The organism is Solirubrobacter deserti, from assembly GCF_027587175.1.
GTDB lineage: Bacteria > Actinomycetota > Thermoleophilia > Solirubrobacterales > Solirubrobacteraceae > Solirubrobacter > Solirubrobacter deserti.
Window position 1 is genome coordinate 1 of sequence record NZ_JAPCID010000037.1, and the last position, 19363, is coordinate 19363.

Genomic DNA, 19363 nt, shown 5'->3' on the forward strand with positions numbered 1-19363 from the left:
GGCGCGCCCCCACCGGACCCGCGGGCCCCCCCGGCAGCGGACCGACGCGCTGCGAGCCAGCGGCGGCGCGCACCGCCCTCGCCCGTCGCCGGCACGGGCCGGGCCGTGCGCGTGGAGGCCTCGGCGGCGATGCCGGGCTCGGTCTGCGCCTCGCCGGGTGCCGCCGCGCCCCGGGCCACCATCCGCTCCGGCTCGGCCGCGGCGCGGCCCCGGACCGCGGCGCGGGCCGCGCGCCCCAGGTCGCCGGCCGACGGATAGCGCTCCCCGGGCACCTTCGCCATCGCCCGTGCCACGACGCCGTCGAACGAGCGCCGCAGCCCGCGCCGCAGCGCCGACGGCTGCGGTGGCGGCGCCGACAGCTGCGCCCACAGCTTGGCCTCGTCGCCTTCGCGCTCGAACGGCACGCGCCCGGTGAGCGCGTAGTGCAGCACGCCGCCGAGCGCGTACACGTCCGCGCGCGCGTCGATCCGCCCGCCGCGGATCTGCTCGGGCGCGACGTAGTCGAGCGTCCCGACCCACTGGCCCGTGCGCGTGCCGCCGGTCCGCGTGAGGACCGCCTTGGCGAGCCCGAAGTCGGTCAGGTAGACGTGCTCCTCGTCGTCGACGAGCAGGTTCGCCGGCTTGACGTCGCGGTGCACGAAGCCGGCGCGGTGGATGGCGTCCAGCGCGGCGCCCGCCTGGACGACGATCTCCGCGGCGGCGTCCGGCTCGAGCGGCCCGCGGCGCCGCACGAGCGAGCGCAGGTCCTCCCCTCCGACGAGCCGCATCGCGATGTAGGCGACGCCGTCGGCTTCACCCGCGTCGTAGACCGGGATGACGTTCGCGTGGTCCACGCTCGCGGCGGCGCGCGCCTCGGCCAGGAACCGCTCGCGCACCTGCGGGTCGTCGAGCAGCTCGGGCGCGATCACCTTCAACGCCGCGACGCGGTCCAGCCCGGTCTGGCGGGCGGCGTAGACCACGCCCATGCCGCCGCGCCCGATCAGCGCCTCGATCCGGTAGCCCGCGACCACCATGCCCGGCGCGAGATCGCCCATTTGCGCTGTATAGCCGAACCGGAACGGCATTTGAACCCCCGCGCCCGCCGCTGCGTATCGCGCGCCGAGGACCGGAACACGACGCTCTTGCCAAGGACCCCCCTCCTGACACAGGGCGTCACCTTCTCCCGCGGCCCGGCCAGGAGGGCCGGGCCGCCGGGAGGGAGCGCCGTATCCTGATCGCCCATCTCCGCGCTCCCCATCATCTACGTCACCGGTCACCGCAACCCGGACACGGACTCGATCGCGTCCGCCGTCGGCTACGCGGAGCTCATGGGCCGCGTGGATCCGCGCAACCGCTACGTCCCCGTCCGGCTCGGCGAGCTCAACACGCAGACGCGCTGGGTGCTCGAGCAGGCGCGCGCGCCCGAGCCCGAGTTCCTGCCGCACGTGATGCTGCGCGTCCGCGACGTCATGCGCGAGGACTTCCCGCAGGCCGACAGCTCCGAGCCGATCCGCGAGGTCGGCCGGCTGATGGCCCGCCAGGACCTCGACCTGGTCCCGATCGTCAACCCGGACGGCGCGCTCGCCGGCGTGATGACCGAGCGGGCGCTCGCTCGCCGGTACATCCGCGAGTCGCGTGAGCCGTCCGAGCTGGACGCGCCCACGAGCGTGAGCGCGATCGTCAAGGTGCTGCAGGGCGAGGTGCTCGCGGGCGGCGACGACGAGGTCGCGGGCCAGATCTGGTGCATGGCGATGGACATCGGCGCGCTGCCGTCGGAGATCGGCCCGGGCGACGTGGCCGTGGTCGGCAACCGCAAGGCGGCGCAGCACGCGGCGATCGAGCTCGGCGTCGGCCTGCTCGTGGTGTCCAACGGCGTCGCGCCGGAGCCGGAGACGGTCGCGCTGGCGACCGAGCGCGGCGTGCCGCTCGTGACCTCGCCGCTGGACAGCTACGTCACCGCGCGCATGATCACGCTGTCGGCGCCGTGCCGCGCGCTGATGGACCCGCAGCCGCTGACCGTGCGGCCCGACGACCTGCTCTCGGACGTCGCCGACGAGGTCAAGGAGGTCCACTACCGCGCGGCCGTCGCGGTGGACGGAGGCCGCAAGCCGATCGGGCTCGTCACGCGCACCGACCTCGTGAGCCCGCAGCCCCGGCGCGTGCTGCTCGTCGACCACGCCGAGCAGGCGCAGAGCGTGCTGGGCGTCGAGCAGGCCGAGATCGTCGAGATCCTCGACCACCATCACATCGGGTCGATCGAGACCACCGTGCCGGTGCGCGCGACGTTCGACCCCGTCGGCTCCACCTCGACGCTGGTGATCGAGCGCTTCCGCCAGAACGGGATGGAGCCGAGCGGCTCGTCCGCGCGGATGCTGCTCGGGGCGATCATGTCGGACACGGTCATCCTCAACTCGCCGACCACCACCGAGCGCGACTGGGCGGCCGTCGAGTATCTCGGGCGCGTGTTGGCGATCGACCCGATGGCCTTCGGGCGCGAGATGTTCGAGAGAACGTCGGACCTCGAGGGCGTGGACGCGGACTCGATCGTGTCGCGCGACCTCAAGGAGTACGAGCTCCCGGGCGGACAGACGATCGGGATCGCGCAGGTCGAGACGGTCGGCCAGGGCGTCGAGTCGCGCAAGGCGGAGCTGCTCGCGGCGATGGACAAGGTCCGCGAGCGCAGCGGCTTCGCGGTCTACGCGCTGATGGTCACGGACATCATGGCCAAGGACACCGACCTGTACGTGAGCGGCGACGCCGGCCCGCTGGAGAGCGCGTTCGCCACCGAGGCCGTCGACAACGTGATCCCGCTGCCGGGTGTGATGAGCCGCAAGAAGCAGGTCGCACCAAAGGTGCTTGCGGCACTCTGATGGGGGTACCTTTGCCAGATGGCCCTCAGAAAGCAGAAGAGCCGGAAGCAGCAGGTCGCTGAGCTTGCTGTCGACTACCTGAAGATCAAGACCGCCACCAAGGCGGCTCGCGGCGGCGCCAAGGGCGCCAAGAAGGCCGCGAAGGGCACCGCGGTCTACAAGGTCGCGAAGAAGACGCCGATCGTGAAGCGCATTCCGGTCGTCGTCGGTGCCGGTGTGGCCGCGCTCGTGGCGACCAAGGTCGTCAAGGGCCGCGGCGGCGGCCAGCCCACCCCCGCGTGATCATCCCGGCCCCGGCCGTGCTCGAGGCGCGGCCGGGTGAGCCGGTCGCGCTGCCCGGCGACCTCGACTGCGCCCGCTCGGACGGGCCCGCGGAGAGCTACTCGCTTTCGGTGTCCGCCGACGGCGTGACCTTCAGCGCCGCCGACGACGCCGGTGAGGCACGCGGCCGCGCGACGCTGCGTCAACTCGGGGAGACGTCGGGTCCGCTGTCCATCCAGGACGCGCCCCGCTCCGCGTGGCGCGGCGTGATGCTCGACGTCGCCCGCCACTTCTTCGGCGTCGACGAGGTGCTGCGACTGCTCGACCTCGCCGCGCTCTACAAGCTCAACGTCCTGCACCTGCACCTGACCGACGACCAGGGCTGGCGGATCGAGGTGCCGGAGTGGCCGCGGCTGACCGCGGTGGGTGCCGAGACGGCGGTCGGCGGCGGCGCCGGCGGGTTCTTCACGCGCGCGGACTACGACCGGATCGTCGCGCACGCGGCGACGCACTCGATCACGGTCGTGCCCGAGGTCGACGTCCCCGGCCACGTCAACGCCGCGCTGCGCGCCTACCCGGAGCTGTGGGGGCGCGACGCGCCCGAGCCCTTCACCACCTGGAGCAGCCCGGGCGTGTCGCTGGACGTGCGGTCGGAGATCGTCCTGCGCTGGCTCGGCGACGTCGTGCGGGCGATTCCGGGTGAGCACTTCCACCTCGGCGGCGACGAGGTCGAAGGGCTCGCGCACGAGGACTATGTGCGTTTCATGTGGGACGCGTGCTCGCTCGTGCTCGAGCAGGGCAAGACGCCGATCGTGTGGGAGGAGGCCGGTGTGGCCAAGCTCCCGCAGGGCACGATCGTCCAGCACTGGTCCGACGCCAAGCCGGCCAAGGCCGCGGCCGACCAGGGCCTGCCGCTCATCATGTCGCCCGCGCCGCACACCTATCTGGACCAGAAGTACGACGACGACACCCGGCTCGGCCTGACCTGGGCCGGCGCCGTCGACGTCCGCGACGCCTACGATTGGGACCCGGAGACGGTGATCGACGGCGCCGACGTGATCGGCGTCGAGGCCGCGCTGTGGACCGAGACGATCGAGACCCGCGCCGACATCGACGCGATGGTCTTCCCGCGGCTGCTCGCGACGGCCGAGGTCGGCTGGACGCGGCACCGCTCGTGGGAGGACTTCCGGACCCGCCTCGCGCGCCACGGTGAGCTGCTCGACGGGCTCGGCGTCGGCTTCCACCGATCAACGCAAGTCGAGTGGTCTAAGAGCTAGGCGATCGGGGCATAGAGCCAACGCGCCCATGCCCCGGATCGCCCCCCTCCTCTGCTTCGCCGCCTTCCTGTGCGCCGCTCCCGCGGCCGCCTCGCCGGGCTCCGCCCCCGTCCCGTTCCCCTCCGCCCACGGGGTCGCCGACGCCCTGATCGACGGCGACACGGCCTACCTCGCCGGCTCCATGCACGAGCTCGGCCGGCCGAGCGGCTCGCTCACGTTCCTGGACGCCAGCGGCGCCGTGCGCCGCGACTTCCCGGACATCACCAGCGACGGTGCCGGCGGGGGCCTGGACTTCGAGGACGACATCCCGGGACTCAGCGTCCGCGCGCTCGAGCCCGACGGCGAGGGCGGGTTCTACGTCGGCGGCGAGTTCGACCGCGTGCTCGGACAGCGCCGGGTGAACTTCGTCCACCTGCGCGCGGACGGGACGATCGACCCGGTCTTCCGCGCGCAGGCGTCCGGGCTCGTGATGGAGATCGAGAAGCGCGGCGACGTGCTGTACGTCGGCGGGACGTTCAGCGTGATCGGCGGGAAGGCCAAGAGCGGGCTCGCCAAGCTGGACGCGCGCACGGGCGAGGTGCTCGACTGGGGCCCGCCCGGCGGGATCGGGCAGGTCGAGAGCCTGTCGATCTCCGGTGACCGGATGTTCGTCGCCGGCGCCTTCGACTCGCCGCGCCGCGGCGCCGCCGCGCTCGATCTCGCGACCGGGCGCGTGCTCGACTGGGACGCGGAGCTGGAGGAATCCGTGCACATCCAGGCCATCGCGGCCCGCGGTACGCAGGTCTACCTCGGCGGCTCGTTCGGCTGGGTGCGCAACCAGGAGCGCTCCGGCCCGGTGATGCTGAGCACGGACGACTCGGCGACGCTCTCGCCGCGGCAGTTCCGCGCCGGCGAGGTGTCGCAGATCGAGCTCGGGCCGCAGGCCGTGGTCATGCTCGGCGAGTCCTCTGAGGACGACGACGTCAAGCTGCGCGCGTTCGATCTCGCGACGGGCCAGCGGCTGCCGTGGTTCGGCGACGTCGCGGCCGACGCGCACGGGATCACCTCCGAGGGCGACACGCTGTACGTGGCCACGGGCGGCTCGATCGTCGCCTTCGACCTGCGCACCGGCGCGCGGGCGCCCTACACCAGCAGCGTTGCGGGCGGGACCGTGCTGGCCGCCGGTGGCGGGGCGCTCGCCACGTCCGGTGGCGGGCTGCGGGACACCACCGCACGCGTGGGCGCCGCGGCGCTGGACCTGCGCACGGGCGCCGTGCTCCCCTTCGACGCGAAGCTTGCCGGCACCGTCCGGGAGGACGTTCCGGGAGCGTGGTTCCCGGCGCACTACGGCACGTGGGCGCGGGCGGTCGAGAAGGCCGGCGACACCGTGTACATCGGGGGTGCGTTCGCGACCGTCGGCGGGCAACCGCAGACCTACCTGGCGGCGGTCGACGCCGTCACGGGCGCGTGGCGTCCCGGGTTCCCGTCCGCACGGGGCGGACCGGTCACCGCGCTGGCACTCAGCGGGTCCACGCTGTTCGTCGCCGGCCACTTCGCCCGGCTCGGCGAGCGCACGGTCACCAAGCTCGGCGCGATCGACGTGACGACGGGGCAGGTCCTCGACTGGGCGCCTTCGTTCGCCGAGAACTGCCCGATCAACGCGCTGGAGGTCGTCGGGTCCAAGCTGTACGTGGCCGCGTGCGAGCTGCGCGCGTACGACACCGCCACCCGGGCTGCGCTGCCCGTCTCCGCGCAGCCGGAGATGACCGTGTACGCGCTCGAGCCGGACGGTCTCGGCGGCGTCTGGGTCGGCGGGTTCCCGTACTGGGACCGGGACTCGCCGCTGCGCCACATCGACGCCAACGGGCTCAACGTGCCGTACCCCGTCGTCGACGGGGCCGTGCACGAGATCGAGGCCGCGGGCTCCGAGCTGTTCCTCGCGGGCGCCTTCAGCGAGCTGGCCGGGGAGCCGCGCTGGAGCCTCGGGTCGATCGACCTGTCGACCGGCCGCGCGACCCGCTTCCGGCCCGAGCCGGCCACGGACTGGGGGATGGGGAACACGCTGACGACGGTCGAGACGCTGCCGGACGGCGGCCTGCTGATCGGCGGGAACTTCCGCTTCACGTCGCTGCGCGGCGTGAGCGGGCTGGCGCGGTTCGCCCCCGGTGGGGATCCGAGCCCCCCGACCCCGCGCGGCGAGGCGCCGGTCATCGTCGGCGAGGCCGCCACCGGCTCCGTGCAGCGCGTCTACGGCGGTGACTTCGCGGGCTCGCCGGTGACGATCGACGCGCACTGGCACCGCTGCTCGGGTTCCACGTGCACGGACATCGGGCACGTGGGCTGGACCTACTCGCTGACCGACGCCGACGCGGGGTATCGCATGCGCGTCGCCCTCGTCGCCCAGAACGACGCGGGCGCGTCCGAGCGGCTCTACAGCTCACCCGGTCCCGTCGCCCTCGGCCCGAAGCCGTTCGCGATCCACCCCGCCTACCCGTACCTGTACGGCGTGCCGCGCGTGGGCCACACGATCACGGTGCAGGACGGGCTGTGGGAGCCCGCGCCGACCTCCACGCGCTACGAGTGGCGGCGCTGCCACTATGAGACGGGCTGCAGGCTGATCCCGGGCGCGACCGGCCGCGCCTACACCGCGACCAGCGCGGACGTCAGCCACGAGCTCGTCGCCACCGTCTATGCGATCAACGCCGCCGGCGAGCGCGGCTCCTCCACCCACGAGCAGGTCGGCCCGATCCTCGAGGGCCCGCCCAGCGGCCAGAACTACGGCAAGACGCCGGCGACCCCGATCGGCGACCAGGTCGGCGAGTTCATGCACGGCGACCGTCACGTCAGCACCGAGCGCGCCACCGGGCGGATCGGCTGGCTGCGCTGCGACACGGCGGGCGAGAACTGCACGCGGCTCGCGAACGAGATGCAGGCGTACCGGCTCACCCCGGCCGACCAGGGCCACCGGATGCGCCAGACGCTGACGGTCTACACCCCCGCCGGCGCGTCGGCGGAGAGCATCTCGGACGCCGGCCCGGTGATCGGTCCCGGCCCCGCGCCGACGCCGACCCCGACGCCCAACCCGGACCCGTCGGTGACGCCCGTCCCGACGCCGCCGGCGAACTCGTGGTCGACCGGGACCGCGACGCCGGTCCCGACCACGACGCCCGATCCGGACCCGACCACGACGCCCGATCCGGACCCGACCACGACACCCGGCCCGGACGCGAGCACGACGCCGGAGCCCGGCCCGACGGCCTCCCCGGACCCGGACCCGACGCCCTCGCCGGACCCGACCCCCTCGCCCGGCGCCGGCGACGCGTCGCCCCCGCCCGCGGGCACGGCGCCGTCCCCTCGCGCCGCCGCGGACCCGTCGCCGCGCGCCACCGCGCCCGCGCCGGTCGCCGCGACCCTCCTGCGGGACGGCCGCGTGCGGCTACGTTCGGACGCCCGCCGCACCGTGATCGTGCGCATCCGCGACAAGAAGACCAAGCGGGTCGTCGCCCGCCGCACCGTCAAGGTCGTCAAGGGCACCAAGACCGTGCGCGTCGGCAAAGCGCGCAAGGACGTATACGTCGAGGTGGCGGTGCGCTAACGCCCGCGCAACGCACGCACGGCGCGGAACTCGGCGATGTCCGCGCCGTCGCCGAACCGGTCGGGGCGGGCCAGCTCGCGGGGCGTGAAGAGCTCGTCGGCGCCGTCGATGCGCAGCGCCTTGCGGTGCGGGCGCGAGCTCACGACCTCGTCGAGCTCGGCGCCGCGGAACAGCAGGGCGACGCCGTCGTCGGCCGCGTAGCCGGGCGGGATCGTGCCGTCGGCGATCGCCGCCCGGAACACCGGCAACCGTGCGGGTTCGCCGTCCATGTGCACCGACAGCGACCCGGGCAGGAAGCCGAGCCCGGGCGACGGGGCGGGCGAGCCCAGCGACGAGGTCACGCCCCACTCGAACCAGCACATCGCGCCCGCGCTCAGCCCGGCCAGGATCACGCCCGACTCCCAGCACTCGCGCAGGATCTTGTCCAGCCCGAGCGCGCGCCAGACCGCGAGCAGCCCGAGCATCGAGCCGCCGCCGACGTAGACGATGTCCTGCTCCATCAGCGTCTCGCGCAGTGGGATCGGGCGCGAGCCCAGGCGGAACAAGGAGATGTGCATCGGCTCGCAGGCCCGCGCGCCGAAGGTGGCGTGAAACTGCCGGATCTGCGCCTCGCCGTCGCCGGAGGCGGTGGGGAGCAGGCAGATCTTCGGCACCTTCGCGCTCGCCAGCCCGAGCACGTAGTCGTCGAGGGCGGGGTTCTCCGGCTCCATCGTGAAGCCGCCCCCGCCCATCGCGAGGATCGTGGGACGCCGCTCAGGCGGCTGCGAGCTCGAGCTTGGGGCGCTCGCCGAGATAGGTGGCCTCCAGCGGATGCTCGACGACGTCCTCGCCCGCGACCTCGACCCGGTACGCGCGAGCGTTCGGGCGCGAGAGGACCACGCGGTGCAGGTCGTCGCCGATGAAGTGCAGGGCGGCCCCGTCCGAGGCCGCGTATCCGCCGGGCATGCCTTCCCGCAGCGCCTGGTGGTAGGCCGGGCGCCGGTCGGACTCCTCCTCGTAGTGCACCGCGTTCGAGTGCGAGAGGAAGCCGAGGCCCTGGTACGGCTTCGCGTCATGGTGGTAGGCCGTCAGGCCTGAGTCAAACCAACAGAGCGATCCGGCGGACACGCCGACAAGGATGACACCCGCCTGCCAGGCGGCGCGCAGATCCTCGTCGATGCCGTGGGCGCGCCAGACGCCGAGCAGCGACAGGATCGACCCGCCGCCGACGTAGATCAGGTCCTGCTTGAGCAGGTGCTCGCGCACGGCTCCCGGGCCGCAGTCACGCCGGAACAGGGAGATGTGCGACGGATCGCAGATCTCGCTCGAGAAGTGCCTGTAGAAGCGCACGACGTAGTGGTCGGCGTCCCCGGACGCCGAGGGAAAGAAGCAGACCTTCGGCTTCTTGCGACGGCACAGTCCGAGGACGTACTCGTCGAGCAGGGGGTTGTTGGGCTCCATGGAGAAGCCGCCTCCCCCATAGGCCACGATCTGCGGTGGACGTCCGCGCCTCATGGCACCGAATGTACGGGCGCGGCGGCGGCTCAACCACGACCGCTCGTACAACGTTCGCCCTCCAAGTCTGGACCGCGGGGTGGAACACGCGAAGGCCCGGCGTGGGCACGCTGGTGCGTATGGCGACGGCACCCGAATGGGCGACATGGCGGACCAACCCCGACTTCGATCCCTGGACGGTGGGCGTCGAGGAAGAGGTGATGCTGCTCGAGCCGGACGGCTCGCCCGCGTGGCGCTCTGAGGACGTGCTGGCCGTGATGCCGGACGAGCTCGCCGAGCACGCCCGCGGTGAGACGCACGGGCTCGCGCTCGAGCTCGCGACCAAGCCGCACGCCACGGTGAGCGACGCGGCCGCCGAGCTGCGCTCGATGCGCGCCGCGCTGGCCGCGACCGTGCGGCCGCTCGGCCTGCGCGCCGCGGTCGCCGGCATGCACCCGCTGGTCAAGGCCGAGGACGTCGAGGTCTCGCCGGGCGCGCGCTACCAGTTCCTGCACCGCTCGCTGCGCGAGCTCGCGCGGCGGGAGCCGACGTTCGCGCTGCACGTGCACGTCGCCGTGCCCGACGCCGAGCTCGCCACGCGCGCCCTGAACGGCATGCGCGCGCACATCCCCGTACTGCTGGCGCTGTCGGCCAACTCGCCGTTCACCCGCGGGCTCGACAGCGGGCTCGCGTCGGCCCGCACGCCGGTGTTCCAGGCCTTCCCGCGCACCGGCATCCCGCGCGAGTTCGCCGACTACCGCGACTACGTGGAGTCGATCGACGTCCTGATCCGCTGCGGCGCGATCCCCGAGCCGACCTTCATCTGGTGGGACGTGCGCCTCCAGCCCCGGCTCGGCACGCTCGAGGTGCGGATCATGGACGCGCAGACGCGCATCCGCGACACGGCCGCGCTCGTCGCGCTCGTGCAGTGCCTGGTGCGCTGCGAGGCGCTGGGCACGTGCGCCGAGCCCGAGCTCGCGCACGCGCCCGAGGTGCTCGACGAGAACCGCTTCCTCGCCGCCCGCGACGGCATCGAGGCCCAGCTGCTGGACCCGCACCGCAACCGCTGCGTGCCCGCCTCCGGGCGCCTGGCGACGCTCGTGGACGCGTGCTGGCCACACGCCCGCGAGCTCGGCTGCGAGCGCGAGCTGCAGCTGCTGGCCCACCTCGCGGGCGACCCGGGCGCGCCCCGCCAGCGCGCGATCGCCGGCGAGAGCGCCGGCCTGCGCGGCCTGTTGCACACGCTGCAGGCCGAGTTCTCGCCGCCGCGCCCGCGCCTCGCGCTCGCCGCCTAGATGCGCGTCTGACCCGTTAACGGAGAACGGGGCCCGGTCGGGGCCCCGTTGTCCTTGCCTATCGCTGTCCACTCCGGCGTTGAGATGCGGAGTCCCCGGTCAGGTTGTCCAGGCCTGACCGGGGAGGTTCCGCCACCGAAATCCGAGTCCCTGGGAGGAGAAGCCGGGACCCGGAGTGTGTGTGCAGCACCCTTTCTCCTGGTGAGGATTCAACCGCCCTAGCCCGTTCGGGACTACCGACCACCTGTCGGAAGCGAACCGACTGTGGGTCGGTCATCATGCGCTCATCCTCGCCCGTCCGGCATCGCTCACGGCCGCCGTGGCCGTCCTCGCTGTCGCCGGGTGCGGCGGTGATGGTGGCGCCGCGCGCGCGTGCCCGCCCGCCATCGACGGGCAGCCCGAACGCCGGCCGCCCGCCGAGCTCGCGTTCCCGCCGGGCGCGCACGTGTACGTGAGCGAAGGGCCGTTCGGCAAGACGGAGCGCTTCTACGCGGTCGTCGACGGCGCCGTGGACGACCTGGAGACGATGCGCGACACCGCCACCCAGGCCCTGCTCGACGCGGGCTACAAGCTGCTCACCAAGGACGCCGAGCCGCCGATCGAGGCCGAGGGCCACGTCCAGGGCAAGCAGATGGTCAGCGTGCAGGTCACCGAGCTGTGCGACGGCAAGCTGCGGCTGCGCTACACGGTCTCCTGACGTGAGCGGTGACACTCGCCTGGCGGCTCGCGTCGCAGCGAGCACTCGCCCGAAGGGCGCGCACCGGCGCGCCCGGAGGGGCACGACGTGAGCGGCGCCGTCGCGCTCCAGACGCTGATCGCCGGCCTGGCGACGGGCGCCGCCTACGGCCTGATCGCGCTCGGTTTCACGCTCGTGCACCGCCTCACGGCCGTGATCGCGTTCGCGCACGGCGACATCGTGGTCGGAGCGGTGTTCGTCGCGGTGCTCGCCGTCGTCGGGAGCACGCCCGCGGCGATCGGCCTGGGCCTCGGCTCGGCCGTCGCGTTCGTCGCGCTCGCACTGGCCGCCGGCGCGCTGCTCTCCGTCGCCGTGTACGTCGCCGCGATCCGGCCGTTCCGCGCCCGGGCCCGGATCGGCCGCGCCGGCGACGTGATCGGCTGGGCCGCGGGCTCGCTGGCGGCCGCGCTGCTGATCCGCGAACTCGCCGGCCTGCCGTTCACCCAGCAGGCGTACGCCATCCCGGACCCGCTCGGCACGGCCGGCACGCTCGGCCTCGGCGGCGGCGTGTTCGTCGAGGGCCGCGCGCTGATCGTGCTCGCCATCGGGCTCGCCGCCGGGATCGCGGTCGAGCGCGCGCTGGCCGTGACGGGCGCGGGCGCCGTCGTGCGGGCGGTCAGCGAGGACCCGGGCGCCGCCGCGCTGCTGGGCGTCCCGACCGAGCGCGTGATCCTGCTCGCGTTCGCCTTCGCCGGCGCGCTCGCGGGCCTGGCCGGCGTCCTGATCGCCCCGGACGCCGCGCTCGGTCCCGCCGACGGTGCGCTGCTCGGCCTCAAGGGCGTCGCCGCGGCCCTGATCGGCGGACTCGCCTCGCTGCGCCTGGCCCTCGCCGGCGGGCTTGCCCTCGGCGTGCTCGAGGCGTTCGCCGTGACCGAGCTCGGCGGCGGCTGGGGCGACGTCGTCGCGCTCACGCTCCTCGTGCTCCTGGCGGCCCGTAGATGAGCCCACGCCGGTCCCACCGCAGCGGGGCCCACGGGCGCGGCGCCGAGCCGCCCGTGCCGGGAGCGCGCGACCCCCGTCTCCGCGGAACATCCCCCTTTTCCGGCGAAGCCGGTTCCGCGGGACGGGGGTCGCGCGCTCCCGGCCACCACGGCGCCCCTCGCCGAGCCCACGCAGGACGACCTCGATGACCGACATCGTCTTCGACCTCTACCTGCTCGCGGCCGCGCTCGGCCTCGTCCCGGTCGTCGCGTTCGCGGGCCTCCCCGTCCTCTCCCAGAGCGCCTTCCTCGCGGTGGGAGCGATCGGCGCGATGCAGCTCGAGCGCGCGGGCCTCCCGATCGGCAGCGCGCTGATCCTCTCCATCGCCGGCGGCGCGGCGCTCGGCGCGCTGACCGGCTGGCTGGTGGCGAAGGCGCCCGCGCCGCGGGTGGCGCTCGCGACCTGGGGCCTCGCCTGGCTCGCCGCCGCGATCCTGGTCGCCGCCCCCGACCTCTCGGGCGGCACGCAGGGCCTCACGCGCCCCGCGCTCGACCGCGTCGCGACCCCGCTGTTCGAGCTCACGCTCACGCCGACCGTCCACCTGGTCACCGCGCTGGTCCTCGTCGCCGCCGCGCTCGTCATCAGCGAGCGCATCCGGCGCGGCCCGATCGGCCGCGACGCGCTCGCGCTGCGCGAGGACCGCGAGGTCGCGGCCGAGCTCGGCGTCCCGATCACGCACCACATCGTCACGCTGTTCGCGCTCGCCGCGGCGTTCGGGGCGGCCGGCGGCGCCGGGTTCACGCTGCTGATCGGCGTCGCGGCGCCCGCGGACCTGTCCCCGCTGCTCGCGCTGCAGCTGTTCGCCGCGGTGATCGTCGGCGGCGGCGCGCCGATCGCCGGCCCGCTGCTCGCGCTGCTCGTGCTCGCGGGCGTCCCGCGCGCCGCTTCCCTGCTGGCCGAGACCGGCCTCTCGACCGACGCCGCCAACGGCGTGATGACCGCGGCCGCGCTCGTCGCCTGCCTGTGGCTGCGACCGCACGTGGCGGCGCGCATCCGCCGCCGGCCGCCGCGGCCGGTCCCGCCCGGCCCGCAACCCGAGCCGACCACGGCGAGCTTCACCGCGCAGCAGGTCACGGACCCGCTCGGCATCCTCAAGGGCGTCGACGTCGCACTCGCGAGCGGCGAGCTGCACGCGCTCGTCGGCCCGAACGGCAGCGGCAAGACGACGCTCCTGCGCACCCTGGCCGCCCGCGACGAGCGCGTCGCGCGCACGTTCCAGCGCCCCGCGCCGCTCACGCCGCTCACGCCCTACGAGCAGGTGCTGCTCGCCCGCCGCGACGATCCGCTGCCGATCCTGGAGCTCACCGAGCTCGCCGACCGCGCCCACGCCACCGACCTCGGCCCGGGCGAGGAGCGCCTGCTGCAGATCGCGCGCACGGTCGCGACGGGCAAGCCGATCCTGCTGCTCGACGAGCCCGCCGCGGGCATGACCGCCGCGGAGCGGGAGGCCCTGCTGCGCGTGCTCGCCCGCTTGAAGGCGCTCGACCGGGCCGTGCTCGTCGTCGAGCACGACCTCGACCTGCTCAGCGGCGTCGCCGACAAGGTCACGCGCCTCGACGCCGGCCGGGTGCGCGCGTGACGTTCACCGTCCGGGACGTCGACGGGCTCAGCTTCTCCGTCACAGACGGCGAGATCGTCGAGGTCACCCACCTCCCGCCGGCGCTCGCGGGTCTCGAACGCACGACCGGCTCGATCACGCTCGACGGCGTCGAGCTGGCCAACGCCCAGCCCGACCGGATCGCCGCGCTCGGGATCTCGTTCGTCCCCGCGGGCCGGCGCGTGTTCGGCGACCTCACCGTCGAGGAGAACCTCACGCTCGGCGCCTACCGCGCCCGCCGCGACAAGCCGCTCGTCGCGCAGCGCCGCGAGCGCGTCTACGCACGCTTCCCGTGGCTCGCGAGCCGCCCGAAGCAGCTCGCCCGCACGCTCTCGGGCGGCGAGCAGCAGCTGCTCGTGGTCGCCCGCGGCCTGATGAGCGACCCGCGCGTGCTGGCGCTCGAGGAGCCGTCCGCCGGGCTCGCCGACGACGCCGTCGAAGCCCTCCGCCAGGCCCTCCAGGCCCTCGACGCCGCGATCGTCCTGGCCGACAACCGCCTCAGTGGGATAGCCCGAGCCGCCAGCGCTTGACGACGAACCACTGCGCCACGCCCAGCGCGAGGCAGCCGAGGAACCCGAGCAGCATCATCGCGCTGGCGTAGCCGTAGCGCAGCAGCTCGAAGCCCATGTCGAAGGAGTAGATCGGCAGCAGCAGCGTCGCGCGGTCTGGGCCGCCGTCGGTCAGCAGGTAGGTGGCGGTGAACGTCGCCTGCAGCGACACCGCGACGTCCCGCGTCGCCAGCAGCGCGAGCACCGGCGCCATCAGCGGGAGCGTCACCGCGCGCAGCACGTACCAGGGCCGCGCCCCCTCGAGCCGCGCCACGTCATACAGCTCCTCCGGCAGCTCCTGCCGCGCCGCGAGCGCGACGATGAACGCCTCGCCGACCGTGAACGCCAGCATCAGGATGATCGCGAAGAACGCCGCCCAGCCGCTGGAGAACCACGACACGGGCGCGATCCCGACCAGCCCGAGCAGCCAGTTCAGCGGCCCGTAGACGGGGTTGAGCAGGAAGATCCAGACCGCCGCCCAGGCCGCGTCGGGCACCACCGACGGCAGGAACGCCGCCGTGCGCCCCGCCCGCACCCGGAACAACAGCAGCGCCAGCCCGACCGCTACGAACAGCCGCAGCGGCACCGCGATCGCCACGAAGAGCGCCGAGCGCCACAGCACCTCGTGGAAGAGCTCGTCGCCGGCGAGCTCGGCGAAGTTCCCGAAGCCGATGAAGCGCGACTCGGTGAGCAGGTCCGCGTCATAGAGCGACAGCGAGAGCGAGTACAGCGCGGGCGCGATGAACAGCAGCAGCGCGCCGAGCGCGTACGGCGCGAACATCAGCGCGAGCTGGCGCTTCTCGCTCACAGCGCGCGCCCCGTCTCGCGGTCGAACCAGCGCACGCGCGCCTCCGGCACCTCCACCGCCACCCGCTCGCCGACCGCGGGCGCCGCCCCGCCCGCCCGCACGGCGACGAGATCCTCCCCGCGCCGCAGGTGCCAGAGCACGTCAGCCCCCACGCGCTCGGCCAGCTCGAACACGTACTCGCCGCCCGGATCGACCCGCGCCGCCGCGTCCTCGGCCCGGAAGCCGCACAGCCCGCGCTCACCCGGCACGAGGTTCATCGGCGGCGTCCCCACGAACCGCGCCACCCACGCGCTCGCGGGCCGCTCCCACACCTCGTCGGGCGTCCCGAGCTGCTCGAGCCGCCCGTCCCGCAGCACCGCCACGCGGTGCCCCAGCGCGAGCGCCTCCACCTGATCGTGCGTGACGTGCAGCGTCGTCACGCCCGTGCGCTCCTGCACGCGCCGGATCTCCCCCCGCGTCGAGACCCGCAGCTGCGCGTCCAGGTTCGACAGCGGCTCGTCGAGCAGCAGCACGCGCGGCCGCGCCGCCAGCGCCCGCGCCAGTGCCACCCGCTGGCGCTCACCGCCCGACAGCTCGCCCGGCCGCCGGTCCAGCAACGCCGAGAGCCCGAGCGCCTCCGCGGTCGATGCCACCGCCTGCGTCGACTCGCCGCGCGCCCGCAGCCCGAACGCGATGTTGCGCTCCACGGTCATGTGCGGGAACAACGCGAACGACTGGAAGACCATCGCGACACCGCGCCGTGCCGGGGCGAGCCGGGACACGTCCTCGCCCCCGATCAGCACCCGTCCGGCGGCGATCTCCTCCAGCCCCGCGATCGCCCGCAGCAGCGTCGACTTCCCGGACCCGGAGGCGCCGAGCACCGCGACGAGCTCGCCCGGCTCCAGCGCCAGGGAGAGCTCGCGCAGCGCGTCGACGCCGCCGTAGCGGACCGAGAGCCCTTCGACGCTCAGAATTTGCCGTCGGTCTCCTGGGCGATGCGCTCGATCCCCTCGTCGATGCTGAGCCGCCCGTAGAACATCTCGTTGAGCGCGTCGTCGGTCAGGCCCTCGACCTCGCTCCAGTTCTTGGTCACCGGCAGCTGGTGCATCTGGCTGAGCGCGTCGATGAAGACCTTGGAACTGGCCGGCGGGTCGGTCGGCGCCAGGAACAGCGGCGACTCCGCGACGGCCTTGATCGACGGCACGCTGCGCCCGCTCGCGGCCAGCACCTCCTGGCCCTTGGCGTTGAGCGCGTACTCGACCCACTTCCAGGCCGCGTCGGCGTTGTCGTGCTTGGAGAGGCAGAACCCGTCGGAGTGCAGGACGCTGGCCGGCTCCTGGTCGACCGGGAACGGCGCGACGTCCCATTCGAAGTCCGTGATCTGGCGCATCACCGGCACGTCGCGGCGCGAAGACAGGAACATCGCGACCTTGCCCTCCATGAAGCGGTCCTCGACGCTCTGCGCGTCGGCCTCGTCGGCGCTCGGCGACCAGCCGTTGCGCTGCAGCGCGATCACGTTCTCCAGGCCGCGCCGGCCCTCCGGCGTGTCGAACAGGAACTTGGTCGGCTTGACCGGGTCGTCGACGAGCTCGCCGCCCGCGGACCAGATCCACGGGCCGACGCGGATTGTGCTCAGGTCGAGCCCGACGCCGTGCTTGCCGTCGCCGGTCAGCCGCTCGGCGACCTTCGCGAACTCCTCGTAGCTCCACTGGTCCTTCGGCGGCTCGATGCCCGCCGCCTCGAACCAGTCGACGTTGTAGTAGACGACGAGCGAGGAGGCGTTCTGCGGGATGCACTGCAGCGTGCCCTCGTACTCGAAGGCCTGCATCGGGATGTCATAGAAGTCCTCCCGCTCGAGCTCGTCGGAGCGCTCCAGGCGCGGGCCGGCGGCGTCGATCACGCCGCGGGCGGCGAACCCGCCCAGGTAGCGGTAGTTGAGCAGGAACACCTCGGGCTGCTTGCCCGCGGAGAACGACGTGGTGAGCTTGGCCAGGTGCACGTCGCGCTCGGGCACCTCGACGACGTTCACCGTGTTGCCGGTGTCCGTCCTGTACTGGGCCGCGAGCTCCTTGTAGACGCGCGTCTCCTCCGGGTCCCCCGTCACCTGGAACGTGATCGCGGGCAGCGCCTGGTCGGCCTGCTGTGCGGCCGGAGGACCCTCGTCCTCGCCACATGCCATCAGGCCGAGCCCCAAGCTCAGCATCAGGACGACGCCCCTCAACGTCGAACCCATCCCGCCCTCCTCGTGTTGTCCAGCACGGCCCTCTGTGCGAGCGCGAACGCGAGCGCCGGTGGCACGGTCGCCACCACCGCGCCCGCCAGCAGGACGGGCGCGTCCGTGGGACCGAGTTGCCGCAGGCTGCTCAACCCCAGCGGAAGCGTCGCTTTCGCTTCGTCATAGAGATACAGGAGCGGCTCGATCAGGTTGCCCCAATGGGCCACGAACGAGAGTGCAGTGATGGCCAACAGGGTGCGTTTTGTCAGCGGGACGACAATCCGCCACCACACCTTCAGCGGTCCGAGGCCGGCGAGGCGCGCGGCGTCGATCAGGTCGCGCGGCAGGCCGCGGGCACTCCAGTACGCGAGCAGCACGAGCAGCGGCGACGTACCGATCAGCGCGGGCGCGATCAGCGGGACATAGGTGTCCAGCACGCCGAGCTCACGGAAGATCGCAAAGCGCGGGACCCACAGCGCGGACACCGGGATCGTGAGCGTGACGAGCGTGAAGCCGACCGCGAGCGCGTGGGCGCGCCGCCCCATGCGGGTCATCGCGAAACCCGCGAGCGAAGCGCACACGACGCTCAGCGGCACCGCGATCGCGACCACCGTGAGCGAGTTCAGCAGTTGGCGGCCGAGCGGCACCAGGTCGAACGCGCGCTCGAACGCGGCGAGCGACGGCTGCACCCGCAGCAGCTCGAGCCCGACCGGCGCCGGCTCGCCGGGCGGGTGCAGGGCGCCCAGGACCATCACCGCGAGCGGCACGGAGAGCAGCGCGACGACCAGCGCCGCCGCGAACGAGCGCGCCTTCGGCATCCGCGGAGCCTACGCGGCGGGCAGGCGCAGCACGCGATCACCGCGCGGTGGTCGCTGCGGCGGATGTCCACCACGGTGACCTGCTCCACGCGCACGCGCCGGTCGACGAGGATGTGGTCGATCGTGATCGGCAGCGTGCCGCGGTGGGCGGTCGCGCGGCCCGACGGCCAGGTGTGCGTCCAGCCCTTCCCGACGGCGTCCGCGGCGTCGATGTAGCCGCGGTCGAGCAGCGCGCGGAACTCGGGATGGTCGAAGGTGGCGTTGAAGTCACCGGCGAGGATGCGCACGTCGCCGCGCCCGTCCGAGCCCGGCAGCGCCGCGAGCGCACGGCGCCACTGCGGCTCGGCGGCGCGCGTGACCGGCGGGCGCGGGTGCACGGACTTGATCCGCACGGGCGGCGCGCCGCCGTTGAGCAGCACCGCCTCCGGCTGGAGGTCGCCGCCCGCCGAGCCGAGCGGGCGCCGGGAGAGCAGCCCGCTGCCCGCGGCGCCGGCGTGGGGCAGCAGGATCTGGTGCGGGAACTGCTTGGCGCCGCGCGCCTGCAGCCGCGCCGCGAGCTTGGGCCGCAGCTCCTGCACCGCGAGCACGTCCACATCGTGCTCGCGCGCCGTGCGCAACACGTCGTCGGCGTTCGCGTGCCCGAGCCACAGGTTCGACGTCATCACCACCAGCCGCGGGCCGTCCGCCTCCGGTCGCGGTCCGGCCACCGCGCGCGGCACCATCGTCGCGCCGAGCGCCAACGCCGCGACCGCGGCGACGATCGCCACGCCCTTGCGCCGCAGGATCAGCGCGAGCACGACCGGCAGCGGCGACGTCAGCGCCGCGTAGGGCGTGAACGCGATCGCGGCGACCAGCGGGTACGGCAGTTCCACGCCCGCCAGGCGCAGCGCGGCCCACCCCACCCAGGGCAACGCGGAGAGCACGGCGATCCACGTACGCACCCTCCCCAACC

General features: G+C 73.9%; 17 protein-coding genes. 9 read left to right on the forward strand and 8 right to left on the reverse strand.

The annotated features are described in order from the left end of the window. A partial coding sequence (locus tag OJ962_RS22385) for a serine/threonine-protein kinase (RefSeq protein WP_270006613.1) occupies positions 1 to 1034 on the reverse strand: 1034 nt, incomplete at its 3' end. Positions 1035 to 1238: 204 nt separating this feature from the next. Here OJ962_RS22385 and OJ962_RS22390 point away from each other — a divergent pair. Genes OJ962_RS22390 through OJ962_RS22405 form a run of 4 tightly spaced genes read left to right on the forward strand, consistent with a single transcriptional unit; the run spans position 1239 to position 7961 of the window. Beyond that, positions 1239 to 2849, forward strand: coding sequence for a putative manganese-dependent inorganic diphosphatase (locus OJ962_RS22390; protein WP_270006620.1), 1611 nt, complete (start codon positions 1239 to 1241; stop codon positions 2847 to 2849). Positions 2850 to 2867: 18 nt separating this feature from the next. Next, positions 2868 to 3131 carry a hypothetical protein gene (locus tag OJ962_RS22395; protein WP_202955133.1) on the forward strand — a complete coding sequence of 88 codons (264 nt, stop codon included), beginning with the start codon at positions 2868 to 2870 and terminating at the stop codon, positions 3129 to 3131. Further along, positions 3128 to 4387: a family 20 glycosylhydrolase gene (locus tag OJ962_RS22400; protein ID WP_202955132.1), complete on the forward strand. Its 1260-nt coding sequence runs from the start codon at positions 3128 to 3130 to the stop codon at positions 4385 to 4387. The genes OJ962_RS22395 and OJ962_RS22400 overlap by 4 nt, the downstream gene beginning before the upstream one ends. A gap of 28 nt (positions 4388 to 4415) precedes the next feature. Further along, entirely contained in the window at positions 4416 to 7961 is a 3546-nt protein-coding gene (locus OJ962_RS22405) for a PQQ-binding-like beta-propeller repeat protein (RefSeq protein ID WP_202955131.1), read from the forward strand. Here OJ962_RS22405 and OJ962_RS22410 read toward each other — a convergent pair. Together OJ962_RS22410 and OJ962_RS22415 are read right to left on the reverse strand one after the other, a co-directional pair. Continuing rightward, entirely contained in the window at positions 7958 to 8692 is a 735-nt protein-coding gene (locus tag OJ962_RS22410) for a Type 1 glutamine amidotransferase-like domain-containing protein (RefSeq protein WP_202955130.1), read from the reverse strand. The two genes, OJ962_RS22405 and OJ962_RS22410, sit on opposite strands and share 4 nt — an antisense overlap. Before the next feature lie 22 nt (positions 8693 to 8714). Further along, on the reverse strand, positions 8715 to 9455 hold the full coding sequence (locus OJ962_RS22415; protein ID WP_202955129.1) for a Type 1 glutamine amidotransferase-like domain-containing protein: 741 nt from the start codon (positions 9453 to 9455) through the stop codon (positions 8715 to 8717). 119 nt (positions 9456 to 9574) lie between these two features. Here OJ962_RS22415 and OJ962_RS22420 point away from each other — a divergent pair, with 119 nt between their 5' ends. The 5 genes from OJ962_RS22420 (at position 9575) to OJ962_RS22440 (ending at position 14573) form a co-directional block, all read left to right on the forward strand. Next, positions 9575 to 10729, forward strand: a complete 1155-nt coding sequence (locus OJ962_RS22420; protein ID WP_202955128.1) for a carboxylate-amine ligase — start codon at positions 9575 to 9577, stop codon at positions 10727 to 10729. Between the two features lie 319 nt (positions 10730 to 11048). Beyond that, positions 11049 to 11426 carry a hypothetical protein gene (locus OJ962_RS22425; RefSeq protein WP_202955127.1) on the forward strand — a complete coding sequence of 126 codons (378 nt, stop codon included), beginning with the start codon at positions 11049 to 11051 and terminating at the stop codon, positions 11424 to 11426. Positions 11427 to 11513: 87 nt separating this feature from the next. Continuing rightward, entirely contained in the window at positions 11514 to 12407 is an 894-nt protein-coding gene (locus tag OJ962_RS22430) for an ABC transporter permease subunit (protein WP_202955126.1), read from the forward strand. A 184-nt stretch (positions 12408 to 12591) separates the two neighbouring features. Next, entirely contained in the window at positions 12592 to 14025 is a 1434-nt protein-coding gene (locus OJ962_RS22435) for an ABC transporter permease subunit (RefSeq protein ID WP_202955125.1), read from the forward strand. Beyond that, the gene (locus OJ962_RS22440; protein WP_202955124.1) at positions 14022 to 14573 is read left to right on the forward strand and encodes an ATP-binding cassette domain-containing protein; all 552 of its coding nucleotides are present in this window, start codon (positions 14022 to 14024) and stop codon (positions 14571 to 14573) included. The genes OJ962_RS22435 and OJ962_RS22440 overlap by 4 nt, the downstream gene beginning before the upstream one ends. Here the strand turns inward: OJ962_RS22440 and OJ962_RS22445 are convergent. Genes OJ962_RS22445 through OJ962_RS22465 form a run of 5 tightly spaced genes read right to left on the reverse strand, consistent with a single transcriptional unit; the run spans position 14542 to position 19352 of the window. Then, complete coding sequence (locus OJ962_RS22445) at positions 14542 to 15399, reverse strand: carbohydrate ABC transporter permease (protein ID WP_202955123.1); 858 nt, start codon at positions 15397 to 15399, stop codon at positions 14542 to 14544. The two genes, OJ962_RS22440 and OJ962_RS22445, sit on opposite strands and share 32 nt — an antisense overlap. Then, entirely contained in the window at positions 15396 to 16352 is a 957-nt protein-coding gene (locus OJ962_RS22450) for an ABC transporter ATP-binding protein (RefSeq protein WP_407697534.1), read from the reverse strand. Before OJ962_RS22450 ends, OJ962_RS22445 begins: the two co-directional genes overlap by 4 nt. Further along, entirely contained in the window at positions 16346 to 17611 is a 1266-nt protein-coding gene (locus OJ962_RS22455) for an ABC transporter substrate-binding protein (protein ID WP_202955122.1), read from the reverse strand. The genes OJ962_RS22450 and OJ962_RS22455 overlap by 7 nt, the downstream gene beginning before the upstream one ends. After that, positions 17596 to 18411, reverse strand: a complete 816-nt coding sequence (locus OJ962_RS22460; RefSeq protein ID WP_202955121.1) for a carbohydrate ABC transporter permease — start codon at positions 18409 to 18411, stop codon at positions 17596 to 17598. The genes OJ962_RS22455 and OJ962_RS22460 overlap by 16 nt, the downstream gene beginning before the upstream one ends. Next, positions 18345 to 19352, reverse strand: a complete 1008-nt coding sequence (locus tag OJ962_RS22465; RefSeq protein ID WP_202955120.1) for an endonuclease/exonuclease/phosphatase family protein — start codon at positions 19350 to 19352, stop codon at positions 18345 to 18347. Before OJ962_RS22465 ends, OJ962_RS22460 begins: the two co-directional genes overlap by 67 nt. Positions 19353 to 19363: the final 11 nt, after the last annotated feature.